The sequence below is a fragment of the Actinosynnema sp. NPDC004786 genome (assembly GCF_053601135.1).
In genome coordinates this window covers 19993-42604 of the sequence record NZ_JBSGBG010000018.1, presented here as the reverse complement: position 1 = coordinate 42604, position 22612 = coordinate 19993, and the positions used below count along the sequence as shown (strand labels likewise).

Here is a 22612-nt window from a genome sequence, read left to right as displayed (position 1 = left end):
TCCGGTTCGGGGGTGTTCGGTTCGGCATTGCCCGCTTCGGGGTTGTCCGGCTCCGCGTGGCCGGCGTCGTCGGTCTCGTGCCCGGCGTCGGCCCCGGCGTTCGGGTCGGCCACCCGGCCACCGCTCACCGCGGCCAGCGTGGGCAGGTGACCGGCCCGGACGGCGGGCAGCCGGACCAGCGAGTCGTCCGCCAGCACGACGCTCAGCCAGCCCCGCTCCGCCACCTTGATCGCCTTCACGTCCGACCAGGCCACCTCGCGCCGCCCGAACGTCGAGCGCGCCACGATCCGCTCGGGGTCCACCGCGGTCCGGTTGCGCAACACCCACACCGCGAAACCCACCGGCAGCAGGTAGACGGCCTGCAGACCGGGCGCGGCGAACGCGAACGGCGTGGCGCAGATCGCGGCGAGGCCGGCGGCGAGCAGCGCGGGGGCGGGGAGGCGGAACACGACTTTCGGCAGCACCCCGCAGATGCTGCCACCTCCTCGTCCGAGCGGGTGACTCCGGGCCGCGTCCACCCACGTGGGGGCTTCCACGATCCGGGAGTGCCGTCCCGCACAGTTGACGCTCCCCGCCTTGACGGTTAACGTCAGCGCCATGCAGCGCAACCTCGTTCTCGTACTTCCCAGGCGCGTCGACGCCTAGGCATTCGAGCTTGCGTCGACGCGCGACCCTCGTGCGACCCGTTCGGGTTGGCGAGGGTTTTTTCGTGCCCGGACCGTGCATTCTCCTTACCCACGAGGCAGACAGATGACCAGCGCAACCTCGCGACCGGCTCCCGGAGAGTCGTCGTCGCCCCGCCCTGGACCGCGGCCGAAACCGGCCCCGCCGAGCGGCGCCCCCGTCCGCGTGACCGGTGCCCAGTCCCTCGTCCGCTCGCTCGAGGCAGTGGGCTGCGAGGTGGTGTTCGGCATCCCCGGCGGGACCATCCTGCCTGCCTACGACCCCCTCCTCGACTCCACCAAGGTCCGGCACGTCCTGGTCCGCCACGAGCAGGGCGCGGGCCACGCCGCGACCGGGTACGCCCAGGCCACCGGCAAGGTCGGTGTGTGCATGGCCACGTCGGGCCCGGGCGCGACGAACCTGGTCACGCCGCTCGCGGACGCCAACATGGACTCCGTGCCGGTGGTCGCCATCACCGGCCAGCAGACCCGCCCGCTGATCGGCACCGACGCGTTCCAGGAAGCCGACATCTGCGGCATCACGATGCCGATCACCAAGCACAACTTCCTCATCACCGACGCCGCGGACATCCCGCGCGCGATCGCCGAGGCGTTCCACCTGGCCTCGACGGGCCGACCCGGCCCGGTCCTGGTCGACATCCCCAAGGACGTGCTCCAGGAGATGACCTCGTTCTCCTGGCCGCCCGAGCTGCGCCTGCCCGGTTACCGGCCGACGACCCGGCCGCACGGCAAGCAGGTGCGCGAGGCCGCGAAGCTGATCGCCGCGGCCCGCCGCCCGGTCCTCTACGTCGGCGGCGGCGTGATCAAGGCCGAGGCGTCGGCCGAGCTGCTGGCGCTGGCCGAGTCCACCCGCATCCCGGTCGTCACCACGCTGATGGCCCGCGGCGCGTTCCCCGACTCCCACCCGCAGCACCTGGGCATGCCGGGCATGCACGGCACCGTCGCCGCGGTCGCCGCGATGCAGAAGTCGGACCTGCTGATCGCCCTGGGCGCGCGGTTCGACGACCGGGTCACCGGCCAGCTGTCCACGTTCGCGCCGGACGCTCAGGTCGTGCACGCCGACATCGACCCGGCGGAGATCTCCAAGAACCGCCGCGCGGACGTCCCGATCGTGGGCGACTGCAAGGAGATCATCAGCGAGCTGGTCGAGGCGGTCCGGGCGGAGAAGGAGAACGCCTCCCGCACGGTGGACCTGACCCCCTGGTGGGACCAGCTCGACGCGCTGCGCGAGACGTTCCCGCTGGGCTACGACTGGCCCGAGGACGGCACGCTGTCGCCCCAGTACGTCATCGAGCGGATCGGCGCGCTGACCCCGGCGGACACGCTGTTCACCGCGGGCGTCGGCCAGCACCAGATGTGGGCGGCCCAGTTCGTGAAGTACGAGCGGCCGCGCACCTGGATCAACTCCGGCGGCCTCGGCACGATGGGCTTCGCGGTGCCCGCCGCGATGGGGGCCAAGGCCGGCGTGCCGGACGTCCAGGTCTGGGCGATCGACGGCGACGGCTGCTTCCAGATGACCAACCAGGAGCTGGCCACCTGCGCCATCGAGGGCATCCCGATCAAGGTCGCGGTCATCAACAACGGCAACCTGGGCATGGTCCGCCAGTGGCAGACCCTGTTCTACGGCGAGCGTTACTCCAGCACCGACCTGGGCACCCACAAGCACCGCATCCCCGACTTCAAGCTGCTCGCCGAGGCCATGGGCTGCGCCGGCCTGCGGGCCGAGTCGCGCGAGGAGGTCGACGCGGTCATCCGGCAGGCCATGGAGATCAACGACCGACCCGTCGTGATCGACTTCGTGGTCGGCAAGGACGCCCAGGTGTGGCCCATGGTGGCGGCCGGCACGGGCAACAGCGAGATCATGGCCGCGCGGGGCATCCGCCCGCTGTTCGACGAGGACGAGTGACGATGACGAGGCACACCCTGAGCGTTCTGGTCGAGGACAAGCCCGGTGTCCTCGCGCGAGTGGCGGGCCTGTTCTCGCGGCGCGGGTTCAACATCGAGTCGCTGGCCGTCGGCCGCACCGAGCACCCGGACATCTCCCGGATGACCATCGTGGTGTCGGTCGAGGAGCTGCCGCTGGAGCAGGTGACCAAGCAGCTCAACAAGCTCATCAACGTCATCAAGATCGTGGAGCTGGAGCCCGCCGCGTCGGTCCAGCGGCAGCTCCTGCTCGTCAAGGTGCGCGCCGACGCCACGGTGCGCAGCCAGGTGCTTGAGACGGTGCAGCTCTTCCGCGCGAAGGTCGTCGACGTCTCCCCGGAGGCGGTCACCGTCGAGGCCACCGGCACGTCTGAGAAGCTCGACGCGCTGCTGCGGATGCTGGAGCCCTACGGGCTCCGCGAGATCGTCCAGTCCGGCATGGTCGCCATCGGCCGTGGCGCCCGCTCCATCACCGCGACCGCGGTGCGCTGATTTTCCAGTTCCGAGGAAGGAAGTACCACCAGTGAGCGTCGAGATCTTCTACGACGACGATGCCGACCTGAGCATCATCCAGGGGCGCAAGGTCGCGGTCATCGGCTACGGCAGCCAGGGCCACGCCCACGCGCTGAGCCTGCGCGACTCCGGCGTCGACGTCCGGATCGGCCTCCCCGAGGGCTCGAAGTCCCGCGCCAAGGCCGAGGAGGAGGGCCTGCCGGTCGGCACCCCCGCCGAGGTCTCCGCCGAGGCCGACCTGATCATGATCCTGGCGCCGGACACCGCGCAGCGGCACATCTACGCCAACGACATCGCGCCGAACCTGAAGGACGGCGACGCGGTCTTCTTCGGCCACGGCTTCAACATCCGCTACGGCCTGATCACCGTCCCGTCCAATGTGGACGTGGCGATGGTCGCGCCGAAGGGGCCGGGCCACCTGGTGCGCCGCCAGTTCGTCGACGGCAAGGGCGTGCCCGCGCTGATCGCGGTCGAGCAGGACGCCTCCGGCAACGCCCAGGCGCTCGCGCTGTCCTACGCCAAGGGCATCGGCGGCACCCGGGCGGGCGTCATCAAGACGACGTTCAAGGAGGAGACCGAGACCGACCTGTTCGGTGAGCAGGCGGTGCTCTGCGGTGGCGCGTCGGCGCTGGTCCAGGCCGGTTTCGAGGTGCTGACCGAGGCCGGTTACGCGCCCGAGGTCGCCTACTTCGAGTGCCTGCACGAGCTGAAGCTCATCGTGGACCTCATGTACGAGGGCGGCATCGCGCGGATGCGCTACTCGATCTCCGACACCGCCGAGTACGGCGACCTCACCCGCGGCCCGCGCGTGGTGACGCCCGCCGTCAAGGAGGAGATGCGCAAGATCCTGGGCGAGATCCAGGACGGCACGTTCGCCACCGAGTGGGTGAACGAGGACGACGCCGGCCGCGGCAACTACAAGAAGTTGCAGCAGGAGGGCGAGCAGCACCCGATCGAGGAGGTCGGCAAGAAGCTGCGCGGCCTCATGTCCTGGGTCGACCGCCCCATCACCGAAACGGCGTAAGATCAGGCGGTTTTTCTCCGGGGCCCGCGGTTTCGACCGCGGGCCCCGGTATACCTAGGCCCCATGACCGACAGCGCGCCCATCTACGACGACAAGGCCCACGTCCGGGGCAACCTCGACCTCAGCACAGCGGAGTGGATCCGCAGCGACGAGGGCGCGGAGGAGGAAGAGGAGCACGTCGAGATCGCGTTCGTCGAGCACACCGACGGCGTGACGTACACGGCGATGCGCAACTCGGCCCACCCGGAGGGCCCGGTCCTGGTCTTCACGCCGGCCGAGTGGGAGGCGTTCATCCTCGGCGTCAAGGACGGCGAGTTCGACGAGCCCTGGTGACCCGTCGCGGTCGGCCGGCGGAGCGTCCTCGCAGGACGCCCGTACCGTGTTCCAGCAGGTGAAACGGGGCACCCGGGTGTCGGACGCCCGGTGGGCGCTGACTATGCTCGTTAACAACCCGGACACATTGCCGTGGCCGGCCGGCGCGGGTGACGACCTGCTCGACGGCCCCGCGCTCCCCACCCGTTCACATCACCGGGAGCGACGTCCGTGACCAAGCCCGTTGTCCTGATCGCCGAGAAGCTCGCACCGTCCGTTCTCGACGTCTTCGGTGACGGCATCGAGGTGCGCCACGTCGACGGCACCGACCGTCCCGCGCTGCTCGAAGCCGTCGCCGACGCCGACGCCCTCCTGGTCCGCTCCGCCACGAAGGTCGACGCCGAGGTCCTCAAGGCCACCACCAAGCTCAAGGTCGTCGCCCGCGCGGGCGTCGGGCTGGACAACGTCGAGGTGCCCGCCGCCACCGAGCGCGGCGTGATGGTGGTCAACGCGCCCACCTCGAACATCGTCAGCGCCGCCGAGCACGCGGTCGCCCTGCTGCTGGCCACCGCCCGCCAGATCCCCGCCGCGCACGCCACGCTGCAGAACCACGAGTGGAAGCGCAGCAAGTTCAACGGCGTCGAGGTGCAGGGCAAGACCGTCGGCGTGGTCGGCCTGGGCAAGATCGGCCAGCTCTTCGCCGCGCGCATCGCCGCCTTCGGCACCACGCTCATCGCGTACGACCCGTACGTCAGCGCCGCCCGCGCCGCGCAGCTCGGCATCGAGCTGGTGACGCTGGAGGAGCTGCTGGAGCGGTCCGACTTCATCTCGATCCACCTGCCGAAGACCCCGGAGACCAAGGGCCTGATCGGCGCGGAGCAGCTCGCCAAGGCCAAGCGCGGCGTGATCATCGTGAACGCCGCCCGCGGCGGCCTGGTGGACGAGGAGGCGCTGGCCGAGGCGGTGAAGGAGGGTCAGGTCGGCGGCGCGGGCATCGACGTGTTCTCCACCGAGCCCACCACCGAGAGCCCGCTGTTCGGGCTGCCGAACGTGGTCGTCACCCCGCACCTGGGCGCGTCCACGACGGAGGCGCAGGACCGGGCGGGCACGGACGTGGCCAAGTCGGTGCTGCTCGCGCTGGCGGGCGACTTCGTGCCGGACGCGGTGAACGTGCAGGGCGGCGGCGTGGTCGGCGAGGAGGTCCGCCCGTACCTGCCGCTGGTGCAGAAGCTGGGCACGGTCGTCGCCGCGCTGAGCGCCAAGGCCCCGACCGCGGTCACCGTCGAGGTGCGCGGCGAGCTGTCCACGGAGGACGTCTCGGTGCTGCCGCTGGCCGCGCTGCGCGGCGTGTTCTCCAGCGTGGTCGAGGAGCAGGTCACCTTCGTCAACGCGCCGGCGCTCGCGAACTCGCTCGGCGTGACGGTCGACCTGGTCAAGGAGCCGGAGAGCGCCAACCACCGCAGCCTGGTCACGGTGCGCGCGGTGCAGGCCGACGGCGCGGTGATCACCGTGTCGGGCACGCTCACGGGCCTGGACCAGGTGCAGAAGCTGGTCGGCGTCAACGGCCGGGGCTTCGACCTGCGCGCCGAGGGCAACGTGCTGCTGCTGGAGTACCCGGACCGGCCGGGCGTGATGGGCACCGTCGGCACCCTGCTCGGCGAGGCGGGCGTGAACGTCGAGGCCGCCCAGATCAGCCAGACCAAGGACGGCGCGGACGCGTTCATGCTGCTGCGGGTGGACCGCCCGGTGGACACCGCGGTGCTCGACCCCATCGGCGCGGCCGTCGGCGCGCGCACGGTGCGCTCGGTCAACTTCGACTGATCCAAGTCCCCGAATCGGACTAATGCCGCCGGGACCTGCCGATGTATATCGCCGCAGGTCCCGGCGGTGTCACACTTAACCGTTAGTTGTCAAAACTGTGGTTGCCATCACTCGTTCGGGCTAACTGATCAGCTCGATTGAGCGATTAGGTTCCCTCCCACGAGGTTGACCCGGTGCCGTAGAGGGCACGGCACCACGCGGGCAGTGCCCTCAGCTGGATGACGACGCTGCCTGCCCGGTCGAATCCGACCTCGCTTGGGGCACGTTGTGAGCCGATCTCGCGTTGTCGCCAGATCCGCCGTACCGGTGCTGGCCGCGATCCTCGTCGCCGGGTCCACCGCCGGTACCGCGCTGGCCGCGGAAGATCCGCTGGCGCCGTCCGTCGCGAACGCGCGCGGGCTGGACGCCGGCAAGTTGCAGTTGAAGGTGTCCGACCGGCTGTCCGCCGCGCAGGGCAAGGTCACCGCGTTCGTGGAGCTGGAGGCCAAGCCGGCCGTCGACGCGTTCGCCGAGAAGACCGGCCAGGGCGGCAGCAAGCAGCAGGCCAAGGACGCCGCCAAGGCGACCAGGAAGGACACCGGCCGGGTCGCCGACCAGGTCGTGGGCGCGCTGAAGGGCAAGGACTCGGCCACGAAGGAGCTGTACCGGACCGCCAACGGCGTGCCCGGTGTGGTGGTCCAGGCCGACGCCGCCAAGGTGCGCGAGTTGGCCCAGCGCCCGGACGTGAAGTCCGTGCGCACCGTGGTGCCGAAGACCCGCCAGAACTCCACCGCCGTGCAGCTGACGAACACGCTCAAGGCGTGGCAGGAGTACGGCAAGCTCGGTGACGACGTCCGCATCGGCATCATCGACACGGGCATCGACTACACCCACAGCGACTTCGCGGGCCCCGGCACCATCGAGGCGTTCAAGGCCATCGACGAGACCAAGGTGGACCCGTCGTACTTCCCGACCGCCAAGGTGGTCGGCGGCTACGACTTCGTCGGCAACGCCTACGACGGCGGCAGCGACGACCCGGCGCTGAACACGCCGAAGCCCGACCCGAACCCGCTCGACTGCAACGGCCACGGCTCGCACGTCGCCGGCACCGCGGCGGGCTTCGGCGTCAACGCCGACGGCTCCACGTTCACCGGCGACTACACCAAGCTCACGCCCGAGGCGCTGGACGGGATGCGCATCGGCCCCGGCACCGCGCCGAAGGCCCTGCTGTACGCGCTGAAGGTGTTCGGCTGCGACGGTTCGACCAACGTCACCGCGCAGGCGCTGGACTGGGCGCTCGACCCCGACGGCGACGGCGACTTCACCGACCACCTCGACGTGGTCAACCTGTCGCTCGGCTCGGACTACGGCGCGCCGGACGACCCCGACAGCCTGTTCGTGCGCAAGCTCAACGCCTCCGGCGTGCTCACGGTGTTCTCCGCGGGCAACGGCGGCGACCTGTACGACATCGGCGGCTCGCCGGGCAGCACCCCCGAGGCGCTGACCGTGGCCAGCGTCCGCGACTCCTACGTGCTGCGCGACGCGGTCGAGGTGACCGCCCCGGCCGGCGCCGCGGGCCACAAGCCCGGCCAGTACAGCGTGGCGTTCGACTACGAGGGCCTGGACGTCACCGCGCCCGTCGTGGCCTTGGGCGACGCCGCCAACAAGGACGGCTGCCTGCCGTTCTCGGCCGCCGACAAGGCCGCCGTCGCGGGCAAGATGGTGTGGCTGGAGTGGGACGACAACGACGCCACGCGTCGCTGCGGCTCGGTCGGCCGGACCAACAACGCCACCGCCGCCGGCGCGGTCGGCGCGGTGTTCACCTCGCAGCTGGAGCACTTCAACGCGGGCATCTCGGGCAACGCCTCGATCCCGGTCTTCCAGTTCACCGGCTCGGCCACCGCGGCGCTGCGCCCGGCGCTGGCCGCGGGCACGCTGGTGGTCCGGCAGGCGGGCGACCTGCGCACCTCGCTGCCCACGTTCGACGCGTCGATCAGCGACACGCCCAGCTCGTTCACCTCGCGCGGCGTGCGCGGCCCGGCCGTGAAGCCGGACGTGGCCGCGCCCGGTGACACCATCGCCTCGGCGCTGGTCGGCTCGGGCGACAAGACGATGGTCAACTCCGGCACCTCCATGGCCGCGCCGCACGTCACCGGCATCGCGGCCCTGGTGCGCCAGGTCCACCCGGACTGGAAGCCGGAAGAGGTCAAGGCCGCGGTCATGAACACCGCGGGCCACGACGTGAAGGCCAACGGCAAGACCTACGCGCCCAACCGCGTCGGCGCGGGCCGCGTCGACGGCAAGGCCGCGGTCGAGAACCAGGTGCTCGCCTACGTGCAGGACGACCCGGGCGCGGTGTCCGCGTCGTTCGGCACGGTCGAGGTGTCCGGTCCGGTCCGGCTCACCAAGACCATCAAGGTGGTCAACAAGTCCACCAAGTGGGTCGACTACACCGTGGGCTACGAGGCGCTGACGCAGATCCCCGGCGTGCGCTACGAGCTGTCCACGGGCAGCGTGCGGGTCAGCCCGCGCGGCATCGCCCGGGTGGCCGTCTCGCTGGTGATCGACGACCCGAAGGCGCTGCGCAAGACCGTCGACCCGACGGTCGAGGCCAACCACCTCGACGTGCCGCGCCAGTTCCTGGCCGACGCGTCGGGCCGGGTCGTGCTGACGCCGAAGTCGGGCGCGTCGGTCGCGCTGCGGGTGCCGGTGCACTCCTCGCCGAAGCCGGTCGCGGACATCGCCGTGCCGAACAACGTCAAGGTCGCGGGCTCGGGCCAGGGCGTGCTGAACCTGACCGGCCGGGGCCTCAACCAGGGCGCGTACCAGTCGCTGGTGAGCGTGCTGGAGCTGCAGGCGTCCTCGCCGAGGCTGCCGGAGTGCCGCCGCAACGTGACCACCAACTGCGTGCTCAACGACACCGCCAAGGGCGGTGACCTGCGGTACGTCGGCGTCACGTCGACCGCGCCGCTGGCCAAGGCGCAGGGGTCGCCGGAGGACGCGGTGCTCGCGTTCGGCCTCGCGACCTGGGGCAACTGGTACAACCTCGGCAACAACACCATCCCGTTCGTCGACATCGACACCAACGGCGACGGCGCGTTCGACTACGAGGTGTACGCGACCAAGCTGACCGACACCGACCTGCTGGTCGCGGCGACGGTGGACCTCGCCACCGGGGCCACGGTCGACCTCCAGGGCGTGAACGGCCAGTTCGGCGACGTGGACACCAACGTGTTCGACACGAACGTGGTGGTCCTGCCGGTGCTGCTGTCGGCGCTGGGCATCGACCCGTCGGCGGACACGTCGCGGATCCGCTACCAGGTCGGCGTGGCCGGGTTCTACGTCGCGCCGGGCGCGACCAACGGCCTCATCGACTCGCTGCCGAACGCGCTCTCGTTCGACCCGCTCAAGCCGGGCCTGTGGGTGCAGGGCGGCGGCGACGCCGCGCTGTCCTACCAGGCGCGGCCGGGCACCGCGCTGGTGGTCAACCGCGACGCCGCGGCGCTGGCCGCCGACGGCGCGGACAGCCTGCTGGTGCTGCACCACCACAACGCCTCGGGTGACAAGGCGGACGTGGTGAAGGTCAAGGGCAAGTCGGGCAACCGCTCGGCGGACTGACGCCTTGCCCGCTCTGGCCGGTCGGGGACTGCCCCGGCCGGCCAGAGCCGTTTAAGCGCATCGGGTGACACCCGATTGGGGGTACTGAACCGTCCGGGTGTCCCGCAGTCCGGGAGATATGGCCACGGAGGGGTGTTCCGAGTGCGGTTTCACCGCTTCGGACCGGTAGCCTTTCGCAACGAAAACTAGTCCCGTGCAATGGGACTGATACCTGGGAGGTGTGTGGATGCGGCTCGCAGTGATCCCAGGGGACGGGATCGGGCCCGAGGTCGTCGCCGAGGCCCTGAAGGTGCTCGGTGAGGTCGTTCCAGCGGCTGAGATCACCCGCTACGACCTCGGCGCGGCGCGCTGGCACGCCACAGGTGAGTTGCTGCCGGAGTCCGTGCTCGGCGAGCTCCGCCAGCACGACGCGATCCTGCTGGGGGCGGTCGGCGACCCGTCGGTGCCGAGCGGGATCCTGGAGCGCGGCCTGCTGCTGCGGCTCCGGTTCGAGCTCGACCACCACGTGAACCTGCGCCCGGCCCGGCTCTACCCCGGCGTGCGCAGCCCGATCGCCGACCCGCCGGAGATCGACATGGTGGTGGTGCGGGAGGGCACGGAGGGCCTCTACGCGGGCAACGGCGGCCTGCTGCGCAAGGACACGCCGCACGAGATCGCGACCGAGGTGTCGATCAACACGTCGTTCGGCGTGGAGCGGGTGGTGCGCGACGCGTTCGCGCGGGCCGCGAACCGGCCGCGCAAGCACCTCACGCTCGTGCACAAGACCAACGTGCTCACGCACGCCGGGTCGTTGTGGTCGCGGGTGGTGGAAGAGGTGTCGTTGCAGCACCCGGACGTGACGGTGGCGTACCAGCACGTGGACGCGGCGACGATCCACCTGGTCACCGACCCGGGCCGGTACGACGTGATCGTGACCGACAACCTGTTCGGCGACATCCTGACCGACCTGGCCGCGGCCGTGACGGGCGGGATCGGGCTGGCGGCGTCGGGCAACCTCGACGTGACGCGGCGCAACCCGAGCATGTTCGAGCCGGTGCACGGCAGCGCGCCGGACATCGCGGGCCAGGGCATCGCGGACCCGACGGCCGCGGTGCTGTCGGTGGCGCTGATGCTGGACCACCTGGGCGAGTCGGAGGCGGCGCGGCGGATCGAGGCGTCGGTGGCGTTCGACCTGGCCACCCGCGACCACTCGTCGCCGGGCGCGACCTACGCCGTGGGCGACCGCCTGGCCGCCCTGGTCTCCTCGAACGTCCGCACCGCGTGAGTCGAACCTCCAAGCCCCGTGTGTCGAACGCTCAGGACCCGAGTGTCGAACCTTCAGGACCCCTGAGTTCAACGCTCAGGACCTGGCCGGCTCGACCTGAGTGTTGAATTCGGCATACCTGAGCGTTCGACACACGGGACGCGAGTGTTCGACACACGCGGAGTGATCAGGGCCACCACGGCGCGGTCGTGGTGGCCCTGGGCGTGCCTGGGGCCGTAGGGTCGCCGGTGCCGCCCGTGGGGGAAGTCCGGTCGAAGTCCGGCGCTGACCCGCAACGGTAGGCCGAGCGCACGCTCGGCGAGCCCGATCACCCGCGGGCGGTGGGAAGAAGCTCCACTCCTGCCGTGGTCTGCGGGACGGGTGCGCCGGCCTGCCACGCGCGGGCGCGGGCGGCCTCTCCGGGCCACCCGTCCGGAAGGCGACCGGTGACCTCCACGAGCACTCGGCGCTCGGCCGACCGCGCCACACCGCGCCGCCCACCCACCGCGGGCCTGTGCCTGGCCCTCGCCGCCGCCCTCGCCGCCTCGGTCGTGTGCGGCGTCGCGCTCGGCCCGGTGGGCATCCCCTTCGGCGACGTCCTGCGCTTCCTCGCCGCCGCCCTCACCGGCGGCACGATCGACGCCGCCGAGGCCGGCCCCTACCGGATCGTCTGGGACATCCGCCTGCCCCGCGTCCTGCTCGCCGCCGTCGTCGGCGCGGGCCTGGCCGCGGTCGGCGTGGCGATCCAGGCCATGGTCCGCAACGCCCTCGCCGACCCGTACGTGCTCGGCATCTCCTCCGGCGCGAGCGTGGGCGCGACCGCCGTCGCCACCACGGGCCTGTTCGCCTCGCTCGGCGTCTACGCGCTGTCGACCGCCGCGTTCCTGGCCGCCCTGGCCGCGATGGCCCTGGTCTACGTGGTCGCGGGCCGCGGCCTCACGCCGCTGCGCCTGGTGCTCACCGGCACCGCGATGGCCTACGGCTTCTCCGCCGTCGCCATGCTGCTGGTGTTCCGCTCACCCCGCGGCGAGGCGGCACGGGCCGCGATGTTCTGGCTGCTCGGCAGCCTCGGCGGCGTCACGTGGACGTCCCTGCCGGTCGCCGCCGTCGTCGTGCTGGCCGGCGTCGCCTACCTCCGCACCCGCGCCCGGCACCTCAACGCCCTGTCCGTCGGCGACGAGACCGCGACCACCCTCGGCATCGACGTCACCCGGACCCGCAAGGCGTTGTTCCTGGTCACGGCCGCGATGACGGGTGTGCTCGTCGCGGTCAGCGGCGCGGTCGGCTTCGTCGGGCTCATGCTGCCGCACGTGGTCCGCCTCGTCGTCGGCGCGGACCACCGCAGGGTGCTCGCCGTGGCGCCCCTGGCCGGCGCGTGCTTCCTCATCTGGGTGGACGTCGCCGCCCGCCTGCTCGCCGCGCCGGAGGAGCTGCCGCTGGGCGTCATCACCGCCGCGCTCGGCGTGCCGTGCTTCATCCTGCTGATGCGCCGCCGCGGCTACGTGTTCGGCGGTCGCTGATGGACGTCCGGCTCGAACGGCTCGCCGTCGACGGCATCCTGCACGGCATCGACCTGCACGCGCCCGACCGCGAGGTGCACGGCATCGTCGGCCCCAACGGCAGCGGCAAGTCGACCACGCTGCGCTGCGTGTACCGGGCCCTCGCGCCGTCCGGGGGAGTGGTCCGCCTGGGCGGCGTGGACGTCGCCGCGACCAAGGTCCGCGACACCGCCCGGCACCTCGCCGCGCTCACCCAGGACAGCCACGTCGAGTTCGACTTCACCGTCACCGAGGTCGTCGCGATGGGACGCCTGCCGCACCGGACCACCCCGCGCCGGGACGAGGAGGTGGTGGCCGAGTCACTGTCCCGAGTGGACGCCGCGCACCTCGCCGACCGGGGCTTCCTGAGCCTGTCCGGCGGCGAGCGCCAGCGCGTCCTGATCGCCCGCGCGCTCGCCCAGGAACCGGACGTGCTCGTGCTCGACGAGCCCACCAACCACCTCGACATCCACCACCAGCTCGCGGTGCTGTCGCTGGTCCGGGGCCTGGGCGTGACCGTCCTCGCGGTGCTGCACGACCTGAACCTCGCCGCCGCCCACTGCGACCGCCTGCACGTGCTCGACCGCGGCCGGGTGGTGCGCAGCGGCACGCCGGCGGACGTGCTCACCCCGGACCTGCTGCGCGACGTGTTCCACGTGCGCGCCCACGTCGTCCGCCACCCCACCAGCGGCGTGCCGCAACTGCTGTTCGAACACACGGAGGTCAACCGGTGAAGAAGCTCGTCGCGCTCGCCCTGGCGGTCCTGACCACGGGCTGCGGCGCCCGCATCGCGCCGACGGCGGCCGCCGACGCGGTCACCGTCACCAACTGCGGCCGGGAGGTCTCGTACGCGCGACCGTCCCGTGTGGTCACCAACGACACCGGCATCGCCGAACTCATGTTCGCGCTGGGCCTGGGCGACCGGATGGCCGGGTACGTGATCGGCCGCAGCCACACCGCCGACGTCGCGTCGTCGCCCTGGAAGGCGGACTTCGAGCGCGTGCCGCACCTCGGCGAGCAGATCACCAAGGAACTCGTCCAGGGCGCGAAGGCCGACTTCGTGTTCGCGGGCTGGAACTACGGCTTCTCCGAGTCGACCGGCTTCACCCCGGACGCGCTGCGCGACCTCGGCATCGCCACCTACCAGCTCACCGAGGCGTGCCGCAACGGCGTGGGCCGGCAGCGCGGCATCATGCCGCCGCTGGACGCGCTCTACACCGACCTGCGCAACCTCGGCCGCATCTTCGGCGTGGAGGACCGCGCCGAGCGGCTCGTCGCCGGCTACCGCGAGCAGGTGGCGAACGCGGAGCGGTTGGTCGAGGGCGTCCGCCCGAAGGTGTTCCTCTACGACAGCGGCCTCGACCAGCCGTTCACCTCCGGCCGCAACGCCGCGCCGCACGACATCATCGGCAGGGCGGGCGGCGAGAACATCTTCGGCGACCTGGACGACAGCTGGACCACGGTCGGGTGGGAGGCCGTCGTGGACCGCGCGCCGGACGTGGTGCTGATCAACGACTACGCCGACGGCGAGGCGACCACACCGGACGAGAAGCAGGCGTTCCTCCAGTCCTACCCGCCGCTCGCCGACGTGCCCGCGATCAAGCACCGGCGGTACTTCGCGCTGCCCTACGCGGCACTGGTGGAGAGCCCGCGCAACCCCGCCGCCATCGAGGCGTTCGCGAGGTTCTTGGCCGATAGCTTCCACCCATAGTGTGGGATGACCCGTCCGTGGCTTGGTATCCGCGGACGGGTTGTGGCACCATCGGCCACGTGGCTCTCCACACCGTGATCATTATTTCCCAGCGCGCCGGGTAAGTGCTGCCTCGAAGCACCCGGCGCGCCGACCTCTCGCATCCCGCGGGGGGTCTTTTTGTTTTCACCAGACTCCAGGAGCCTCCTCGTGACCCCCCTCGGCGATTCATTCCACGTCTTCGACACGACCCTGCGGGACGGTGCCCAGCGCGAGGGCATCTCCTACTCGGTCAACGACAAGCTGGCCGTCGCCCGGCTGCTCGACTCGCTGGGCGTGGGGTTCATCGAGGGTGGCTGGCCGGGCGCGATGCCGAAGGACACCGAGTTCTTCGCGCGGGCCGCCGCGGGCGAGCTGACGCTCAAGCACGCGCAGCTCGTCGCGTTCGGCTCCACCCGCAAAGCGGGCGTCAAGGTGCACGAGGACGCGCAGGTCAGGGCCCTGCTGGAGGCGCAGACGCCGGTCGTCACGCTGGTCGCCAAGTCGGACCGCCGGCACATCGAGCGGGCCCTGCGCACGGACGTGGCGGAGAACTGCGCGATGGTCCGCGACACCGTCGCCCACCTGGTCGGCGAGGGCCGCCGGGTCTTCCTCGACGCCGAGCACTTCTTCGACGGCTTCGCCTTCGACCCGGACACCGCGCTGCGCGTGCTGGAGTCCGCTGTGGAGGGTGGCGCGGACGTCGTCGTGCTGTGCGACACCAACGGCGGACAGCTCCCGCTGGGCCTGTCCGAGACCGTCGCCGACGTGATCGCCCGCACGGGCTTCCGCGTCGGCATCCACTGCCAGGACGACACGTCCTGCGCGGTGGCCAACACCATCGCCGCGGTGCAGGCGGGGGCGACCCACGTGCAGTGCACCGCCAACGGCTACGGCGAGCGGGCGGGCAACGCGGACCTGTTCGCCGTCGTCGGGAACCTCGTGACCAAGCTCGGCCTGCCGGTGCTACCCGCCGAATCGCTGGCCGAGCTGACCCGGGTCTCCCATGCGCTGGCCGAGATCGCGAACATCGCACCCGACACCCACCAGGCCTACGTCGGGTCGTCGGCCTTCGCCCACAAGGCGGGGCTGCACGCGAGCGCGATCAAGGTGGATCCGGAGCTGTACAACCACATCGACCCGGACACCGTCGGCAACGACATGCGGGTGCTGGTCACCGAGATGGCGGGTCGGGCCAGTCTCGAGCTCAAGGGACGTGAGCTCGGGATCGACCTGACCCGCCGGCCCGACGCCCTCACCAACGTGGTGCGCAAGGTCAAGGACCTGGAGGCGGGCGGCTGGTCGTTCGAGGCCGCCGACGCCTCGCTGGAACTGCTCCTCCGCGCGGAGGTGGCCGACCTCGGCGCGCCGCCGTTCACCCTGGAGTCCTACCGCGTGGTGCTCGACCACCACCAGGACGGCGCGATCGTGTCCGAGGCCACGGTGAAGGTGCACGTCGCCGGCGAGCGGGTCATCGCCACCGCCGAGGGCAACGGCCCGGTGCACGCGCTGGACGCCGCGTTGCGCAAGGCGCTCCTGCCGCACCTGTCCTGGTTGGACGCGGTGCAGCTGAACGACTACAAGGTGCGCATCCTCACCGACCAGCACGGCACCGACGCCGTCACCCGCGTGCTCGTGGAGTCCACCGACGGCGAGCGCGAGTGGACCACCGTGGGCGTGCACGGCAACATCGTCGAGGCCAGTTGGCTCGCCCTGTGCGACGCGCTGGTGCACAAGGCGCTGCGGGTCAGCCCGTCACCAGCGTGAACCCCTCGGCGGCGAGGATGTGGTTGATCGGGGTGAAGAAGGACGAGCCGCCCGTGGCGCAGTTGCCGGTGCCGCCCAGCAGGTGCCCCTGGGCCTGGGAGCCGGTGAAGACCGGTGACCAGTGCTCGCCGGGCTCGGTGCACAGGTTCGTGCGCGTCAGCCCGTGGATGACCCCGGTCGGGTAGTTCACGGTCACGTTCTTCGCCTGCACGGTGCCGCACCGCAGACCGATGGTGCTGCCCACCGTGCAGACCACCCCGCCGACCGGCGTCTCGGTCGAGCCGGTGACGACGCCGCGGCCCGCGATGGTCGGCCGCTGGACCCAGGCGTCGGTGTTGGTGATCCGGACGACCGCGTAGGCGGACCGGACGGCCACGATCGGGCCGATGTCCACGCCGCCGGGTCCGCGGACGATGGTGCCGACCACCCCGCAGGACGGGGACACGAGGAGGTGGCCGCGGACGTTGAAGCCGTTGACGCACCGCGGGTTGTTCCACGTGGAGAGGAGTGTGCCGGCCTCCAGCGGGGTCGCCGCCGCGGCCGGTTCGGTGGTCGCCACGGCCGGCGCGGCCGTGGCGACGAGCAGGGTGAGGACGAGCAGCAGGGTTCGCATCCTCCCGACGCTAGGCACGCGCGGTGCGGGCGCAAGCCGCCGGTTAGGGTGAACTCCGTGCGCATTGCCCGTATCGCCCAACCCGACGGCCTCGCCTTCGCCGCGATCGAAGGCGACGGCGACGACCTGACCGCCGTCGAGATCGCCGACGACCCCTTCGCCAACCCGACGTTCACCGGCCGCCGCTGGCCGCTGGCCGACGTCCGCCTGCTCGCGCCGTTCCTGCCGCCCAAGATCGTCGCCGTCGGCCGCAACTACGCCGACCACGCCGCCGAGCTGGGCAACGAGGTGCCCGCCGAGCCGCTGATCTTCCTCAAGCCCAACACCGCGGTGATCGGGCCGAACGCGGACATCAAGCTGCCCGCCGTGTCCCAGCGGGTGGACTTCGAGGGCGAGCTGGCGGTCGTCGTCGGCGTCGGCGGCCGCGACATCCCCGCCGCCCGCGCCCGGCAGTCGATCCTCGGCTACACGATCGCGAACGACGTCACCGCCCGTGACCTGCAGCAGGCCGACGGGCAGTGGACGCGGTCCAAGGGCTTCGACACGTTCTGCCCGCTCGGGCCGTGGGTCGAGACCGAGTTCGACGCCTCCGACGTGGCCATCCGCACCGAGGTGGACGGCGAGGTCAAGCAGGACTCGCGGACCTCGCTGCTCGTGCACGGCATCCCCGAGCTGATCGAGTACATCTCCTCGGTGATGACCCTGCGGCCGCTGGACGTGATCCTCACCGGCACCCCGGCGGGCGTCGGCCCGCTGACCGCCGGGCAGACCGTCTCGGTGACCGTCGAGGGCCTGGGCACGCTGACGAACACGGTCGCGAACCGCTGACCCGTCAGGCGCGTTCGATGCGCTCGGGCGCGCGCCGGGCGAACTCCGGCGCGTGCTCCGGCCGCAGCCCGATCGCCACCAGGTAGGCGGGCACGACCTGCAGCCGGGGGAACCGCCGCATCAGCCGGATCGGCAGCGGCACCCGCCCCCGCGCCACGCCGGACGTGCCCGCCAGCGTCGGCTTGAGGAACGAGTCCTGCACCCGCCGCTGGACGGCCTGCGTCACCGCGGTCGGCAGCCACCGCCGGCGCCGCACCCTGGCCAGCACCTCCGTGGTCAGCTCGCCGCGCCGCAGCGGCCCGGCCACCAGCGCCGCGGCGGCCACGGCGTCCTGCACGGCCAGGTTGATGCCCACGCCGCCGATGGGCGACATGGCGTGCGCCGCGTCGCCGATGCACAGCAGGCCGTCGAGGTGCCAGCGCCGCAACCGGTCGAGCTTGACGTCCAGCAGCTTCACGTCGTCCAGCGAGGAGATCGTCTCCAGCCGCTCCGCCAGCCACGGCACGAGCCGCGCCATCCGCCGCCGGAACGCGACCACCCCCTCCGACCGCAGCAGCTCGTCGGTGCCCTTGCGGATCAGGTACGCGCACTGGAAGTAGTCGCCGCGGTTGATCAGCACCAGCCCGTCGCTCGACCCGAACCGGCCGGTCGCGCCGGTCAGCTCGCCCTCGTGGCGCGGCAGCCGGAACCACCAGACGTCCATCGGCACGCCGAACGCCCGCACCGGCAGCCCTGCCTGCTCCCGCACCAGCGAACGACGTCCGTCGGCCGCGATGACGAGGTCGGCCGCCAGCTCGCCGGTCCCGCCGTCGGCCGTGCGGTAGCGGACGCCCGTCACCCTGCCGCCCTCCCGGAGCAGCCCGGTGAACTCGGTGTTCATCCGCAGCTCGAACGTCGGCTCCCGCTTGCCCGCGTCGGCCAGCAGGTCCAGGAAGTCCCACTGCGGCACCATCGCGATGTGCTTGTGCCGCCCCGGCAGGCGGGACAGGTCCGCCACCGGCTGCGGCCCGCTGTCGAGCAGGATCTGCACCCGGTCCACCAGCTGGTGCGGCACCTCCGCGAACGACGGCCCGAGCCCCAGCTCGTCCAGCAGCGTCAGCGTCGACGCGTGCACCGTGTCACCCCGGAAGTCCCGCAGGAAGTCGCCGTGCTTCTCCAGCACGGTCACCTCGACACCGGCCCTGGCCAGCACCAACCCGGCCACCATGCCGGCCGGGCCGCCCCCCACGACCACGACGCCCGTCCTCTCCATGACCCACCCCTCCTGTTTTCAACACCAGTTGAATAAGTTCAGGATGCGCCCGGGCGCGACGCCGGTCAAGCCCGATACTCTGAACGGGTCATGAGCGCATCAGGAGCAACTTCCGGGGTCCGCGTCCGCTTCAGCCCGTCGCCGACCGGGACGCCCCACGTCGGGCTCATCCGCACCGCCCTGTTCAACTGGGCGTACGCCCGCCACACCGGCGGCGCGGTGGTGTTCCGGATCGAGGACACCGACGCGGCCCGCGACTCGGAGGAGTCGTACCTCTCGCTGCTGGAGGCCATGCGCTGGCTCGGCCTGGACTGGGACGAGGGCCCCGAGGTCGGCGGGCCGCACGCGCCGTACCGGCAGAGCCAACGGCGCGACATCTACGACGACATCGCCAAGCGCCTGTTCGAGGCGGGCGAGCTGTACGAGTCGTTCTCCACGGCCGAGGAGATCGAGGCGCGCCGCAAGGCCGCCGGGCAGGACCCCAAGCTCGGCTACGACGGCCACGACCGCGACCTCACCGAGGAGCGGAAGGCCGCGTTGCGCGCCGAGGGCCGCGAGCCGGTGCTGCGCCTGAGGATGCCCGACGAGGACATCACGTGGGTGGACCTGGTGCGCGGCGAGATCACGTTCAAGGCGGGCAGCACGCCCGACCCGGTGCTCGTGCGCGCCAACGGCGACCCGCTGTACCCGTTCGTGAACCCCGTGGACGACGCCCTCATGGGCATCACGCACGTGCTGCGCGGCGAGGACCTGCTCCCGTCCACCCCGCGCCAGATCGCGCTGTACCGCGCGTTGACCCGGATCGGCGTCACCACGTCCACGCCCCGGTTCGGCCACCTGCCGTACGTGGTGGGCGAGGGCAACAAGAAGCTCTCCAAGCGCGACCCGCAGTCGAACCTGTTCCTCTACCGCGACCGCGGCTTCCTGCCCGAGGGCCTGCTGAACTACCTCGCCCTGCTCGGCTGGTCGATCGCCGACGACCGCGACGTCTTCTCGGTCGCCGAGCTGGTCGAGGCGTTCGAGCTGGAGAAGGTGAGCGCCAACCCGGCCCGCTTCGACCTCAGGAAGGCCGAGGCGATCAACGCCACGCACCTGCGCGCGCTGCCGGTCGAGGAGTTCGTCAGCCGCGTGCTGCCGCACCTGGTCAAGGACGGCGTGCTGCCGCCCGAGCCGAGCGGGGAGCAGGTGGCGCTGCTGGCGGGCGTCGCGCCGCTCGTGCAGGAGCGGCTGGTCGTGTTGTCCGAAGCGTCCGGGATGGTGCGGTTCCTGTTCGTCGCGGAGGAGGACTTCGCGCCCGAGGAGGACGCCGCGGCCAAGGCGCTGGGCGAGGGCGCCCGACCCGTGCTGGAGGCGGCCGTCGCCGCCCTGGAGCCGCTTCCCGAGTGGACGGCCGCCGCCGTCGAGGAGGCGCTGAAGGCGTCCCTTGTGGACGGATTGGGCCTCAAACCGCGCCAGGCGTACGCGCCGGTGCGGGTCGCCGTGACGGGCCGTACCGTCTCGCCGCCACTGTACGAATCCATGGAACTACTGGGCCGGAGTCGCTCGATCGGGCGATTGCGCCGCGCGCTCGGGGCAATCTGACTCCGTCGTTCGGGCGGTTCAGGGGTGCTTGACCGTGCAAGAATCGCCAGATATCACCTCTCTGGTCGAGTCGGACGAGGGGTGAGCGCACCTAGCCTCACGGGGTGACAACCGCAGCCCCGACTTTCACCCCTCGGAGAACCGGCGAGATCCGGGCCGTGTGCCTCGACGTCGACGACACCCTGGTCGACTACAGCACCTCGTCCCGGGCCGCCTTGGCCGCGATGGTCGGCAACGCCGACGCCTGGCCGCTGTGGCAGCGCATCACTGACGAGCACTGCGAACGCCTCCTCGCCGGCGAGCTCGAGTACGAGACGATGCGGAACATCCGGACCCGCGCGTTCTTCGCGGCCCTGGGCGAGGAGTTGGACCAGGAGGAGGCGACCCGCCGGGAACTGCACCGGCAGGAGGTCCTGGCGTCCGGCTGGCGGCTGTTCCCCGACGTCGTGCCGTGCCTGGAGTGGCTGCGCGCGACCGGTCTGCCCATGGCGGCCGTGAGCAACGCCTCGGGGCGGCACCAACGGGTGAAGATCGCCTCCCTCGGGCTGGCCCAGTACTTCGACACGGTCCTCATCGCGGGCGAGGTCGGCGCCGCGAAACCGGACCGGGTGATCTTCGACACCGCCTGTGCCGACCTGGGCGTGGAGCTGAGTGACACGGTGCACATCGGCGACCGCCTGCACGCCGACGCCATCGGCGCCCGGGACGCCGGCATGAAGGGCGTGTGGCTGAACCGCCAGGGCCCGCGCGAGGGGGCGCTGCCCGCCGGCATCTCCAGCATCAGCAGCCTCGCTGAGCTGCCGGAACTCCTCGTCTGCGAGCTGTCGACCGCCTCGGCGTGACCCCGATTTCCGTTCCGCCGGGCCCGTGGTCTAGTATTCCTCCCGGCGGAACGGAGAGGCCCCCTCGAGCAAGACCGGGGGAGTCGGGCCGGGAAACCAATGGGGTATGGTGTAATTGGCAGCACGACTGATTCTGGTTCAGTTAGTCTAGGTTCGAGTCCTGGTACCCCAGCTGCAAGGCTAGAAAATAAGTGTGCTAGACTAGCCGAGCACCGCAGGACAGCAAAGTGAATAAGAAAGTTCCTGGCCCCGTCGTCTAGCGGCCTAGGACGCCGCCCTCTCAAGGCGGTAGCGTGGGTTCGAATCCCATCGGGGCTACAGATCAGGGAGATCCCTGTTTCGCTGACGCGAAACGGGGATCTTTCGCATTCACACCGGAGGTCCGACCCCCGGACCCCGGGCAGGAGGGCTTCGCCCCCTGCGCCCCCGGCCGGCCGGACGGAGTCCGGCGGTGGGTGGTGCCCCCTGCGTTGGTCACGGTGCAGGTGGGGTGAGATGCCGGTAGCCCGCCCTCGCCGGGGTGAGGTGGGCGAGGGCGGGCTGGTCAGGCTGGTCGGGGCGTGGTCGGAGGGCACTGCGGCGTGCGGATCGGCCCGGGCCTGAGGGGTCAGAGGCGCGACTGGAGGGCTTCGGCGGCGGCCAGGAGGTCGGCGGCCCAGCGCGCGCCCGGACGGCGGCCCATGCGGTCGATCGGGCCCGAAACGGAGACCGCGGCGACGACCGAGCCCGTGCTGTCGCGAACCGGCGCGGAAACGGAAGCGACACCCGGTTCCCGTTCCGCCACGGACTGCGCCCAACCGCGGCGGCGCACTTCCAACAATGTGCGCTCGCCGTAAACCGCGTCGGCGAGAACGGAACGCTGGGTTCCGGGATCCGCCCACGCCGCGAGCACTTTCGCGCCCGAGCCGGCCGTCATCGGCAATCGCGCGCCGATCGGCACGGTGTCGCGCAAACCACTCGGCGGTTCCGCGGAGGAGACGCAGATCCGCTGCATCCCGTCGCGCCGGTACAACTGGACGCTCTCGCCCGTGATGTCGCGCAACCTCGGCAGCACCGAGGACGCCGCGTCGAGCAACGGGTCGGTGGCCCCGCCCGCCAGCTCCGCCAGCGCCGCGCCGGGGCGCCACCGGCCGTCGGAACCCCGTCGCAGCAACCGGTGCACCTCGAGCCCGACCGCCAACCGGTGCGCGGTAGCCCTCGGCAAGCCCGTCCGGTTGCACAACTCGGCGAGCCCACACGGATCCTTTGCGACGGCGTTCAAGACAGCCACTGCCTTGTCCAACACGCCGATCCCGCTATGCTGTCCCACAAGCCGATACTAACTTCCCACTGTCTGGGAAGTCCAG

18 protein-coding genes and 2 tRNA genes are annotated in these 22612 nt (G+C 71.5%); 16 read left to right on the top strand and 4 right to left on the bottom strand.

Translation table 11 applies throughout. The features are described 5' to 3' along the window. Window positions 1–464 (bottom strand): PH domain-containing protein (locus tag ACWEFJ_RS18185; RefSeq protein WP_449714416.1); only part of this gene is annotated, 464 nt, incomplete at its 3' end. 286 nt (window positions 465–750) lie between these two features. On the opposite strand from ACWEFJ_RS18185, the gene ACWEFJ_RS18180 reads away from it, so the two are divergent. The 11 genes from ACWEFJ_RS18180 (at window position 751) to cimA (ending at window position 16150) form a co-directional block, all read left to right on the top strand. Continuing rightward, complete coding sequence (locus tag ACWEFJ_RS18180) at window positions 751–2589, top strand: acetolactate synthase large subunit (protein WP_378091257.1); 1839 nt, start codon at window positions 751–753, stop codon at window positions 2587–2589. A 2-nt stretch (window positions 2590–2591) separates the two neighbouring features. After that, entirely contained in the window at window positions 2592–3098 is a 507-nt protein-coding gene (gene ilvN / locus ACWEFJ_RS18175; protein ID WP_077009444.1) for an acetolactate synthase small subunit, read from the top strand. A gap of 31 nt (window positions 3099–3129) precedes the next feature. After that, entirely contained in the window at window positions 3130–4143 is a 1014-nt protein-coding gene (ilvC, locus tag ACWEFJ_RS18170) for a ketol-acid reductoisomerase (RefSeq protein ID WP_073891639.1), read from the top strand. Window positions 4144–4206: 63 nt separating this feature from the next. Further along, window positions 4207–4476 carry a DUF397 domain-containing protein gene (locus tag ACWEFJ_RS18165; protein WP_378091260.1) on the top strand — a complete coding sequence of 90 codons (270 nt, stop codon included), beginning with the start codon at window positions 4207–4209 and terminating at the stop codon, window positions 4474–4476. A 210-nt stretch (window positions 4477–4686) separates the two neighbouring features. Then, on the top strand, window positions 4687–6276 hold the full coding sequence (gene serA / locus ACWEFJ_RS18160) for a phosphoglycerate dehydrogenase (RefSeq protein WP_378091262.1): 1590 nt from the start codon (window positions 4687–4689) through the stop codon (window positions 6274–6276). Window positions 6277–6543: 267 nt separating this feature from the next. Next, window positions 6544–9873, top strand: a complete 3330-nt coding sequence (locus ACWEFJ_RS18155; RefSeq protein WP_449714415.1) for a S8 family serine peptidase — start codon at window positions 6544–6546, stop codon at window positions 9871–9873. Between the two features lie 226 nt (window positions 9874–10099). Beyond that, window positions 10100–11137: a 3-isopropylmalate dehydrogenase gene (locus ACWEFJ_RS18150; protein WP_073891631.1), complete on the top strand. Its 1038-nt coding sequence runs from the start codon at window positions 10100–10102 to the stop codon at window positions 11135–11137. A 425-nt stretch (window positions 11138–11562) separates the two neighbouring features. Continuing rightward, window positions 11563–12636 (top strand): FecCD family ABC transporter permease, encoded by a 1074-nt coding sequence (locus tag ACWEFJ_RS18145; protein WP_449714414.1) that lies wholly within the window; start codon window positions 11563–11565, stop codon window positions 12634–12636. Then, on the top strand, window positions 12636–13388 hold the full coding sequence (locus tag ACWEFJ_RS18140; protein ID WP_378091268.1) for an ABC transporter ATP-binding protein: 753 nt from the start codon (window positions 12636–12638) through the stop codon (window positions 13386–13388). Before ACWEFJ_RS18145 ends, ACWEFJ_RS18140 begins: the two co-directional genes overlap by 1 nt. Next, window positions 13385–14365: an ABC transporter substrate-binding protein gene (locus ACWEFJ_RS18135; protein WP_378091270.1), complete on the top strand. Its 981-nt coding sequence runs from the start codon at window positions 13385–13387 to the stop codon at window positions 14363–14365. Before ACWEFJ_RS18140 ends, ACWEFJ_RS18135 begins: the two co-directional genes overlap by 4 nt. A 189-nt stretch (window positions 14366–14554) precedes the next feature. Next, window positions 14555–16150, top strand: coding sequence for a citramalate synthase (gene cimA, locus ACWEFJ_RS18130; RefSeq protein WP_378091272.1), 1596 nt, complete (start codon window positions 14555–14557; stop codon window positions 16148–16150). On the opposite strand, the gene ACWEFJ_RS18125 is transcribed toward cimA, so the two are convergent. Next, on the bottom strand, window positions 16131–16763 hold the full coding sequence (locus ACWEFJ_RS18125) for a S1 family peptidase (RefSeq protein ID WP_449714413.1): 633 nt from the start codon (window positions 16761–16763) through the stop codon (window positions 16131–16133). The genes cimA and ACWEFJ_RS18125 overlap by 20 nt on opposite strands. Window positions 16764–16820: 57 nt before the next feature. Between ACWEFJ_RS18125 and ACWEFJ_RS18120 the strand changes: the two genes are divergently transcribed. Continuing rightward, a complete protein-coding gene (locus ACWEFJ_RS18120) occupies window positions 16821–17591 on the top strand; it encodes a fumarylacetoacetate hydrolase family protein (RefSeq protein ID WP_378091276.1) in 771 nt (256 codons plus the stop codon). A 4-nt stretch (window positions 17592–17595) separates the two neighbouring features. On the opposite strand, the gene ACWEFJ_RS18115 is transcribed toward ACWEFJ_RS18120, so the two are convergent. After that, the gene (locus ACWEFJ_RS18115) at window positions 17596–18843 is read right to left on the bottom strand and encodes an FAD-dependent oxidoreductase (RefSeq protein WP_449714412.1); all 1248 of its coding nucleotides are present in this window, start codon (window positions 18841–18843) and stop codon (window positions 17596–17598) included. Between the two features lie 90 nt (window positions 18844–18933). Here ACWEFJ_RS18115 and gltX point away from each other — a divergent pair, with 90 nt between their 5' ends. The 4 genes from gltX (at window position 18934) to ACWEFJ_RS18095 (ending at window position 21584) form a co-directional block, all read left to right on the top strand. Continuing rightward, on the top strand, window positions 18934–20424 hold the full coding sequence (gene gltX / locus ACWEFJ_RS18110; RefSeq protein ID WP_378091280.1) for a glutamate--tRNA ligase: 1491 nt from the start codon (window positions 18934–18936) through the stop codon (window positions 20422–20424). Window positions 20425–20528: 104 nt separating this feature from the next. Further along, entirely contained in the window at window positions 20529–21266 is a 738-nt protein-coding gene (locus ACWEFJ_RS18105; protein ID WP_378091282.1) for an HAD family hydrolase, read from the top strand. Between the two features lie 100 nt (window positions 21267–21366). Beyond that, window positions 21367–21438, top strand: a tRNA-Gln gene (locus ACWEFJ_RS18100). Between the two features lie 73 nt (window positions 21439–21511). Further along, a tRNA-Glu gene (locus ACWEFJ_RS18095) sits at window positions 21512–21584 on the top strand. A gap of 289 nt (window positions 21585–21873) precedes the next feature. On the opposite strand, the gene ACWEFJ_RS18090 is transcribed toward ACWEFJ_RS18095, so the two are convergent. After that, window positions 21874–22575, bottom strand: coding sequence for an IclR family transcriptional regulator (locus ACWEFJ_RS18090; protein ID WP_053723084.1), 702 nt, complete (start codon window positions 22573–22575; stop codon window positions 21874–21876). Between the last annotated feature and the right edge of the window lie 37 nt (window positions 22576–22612).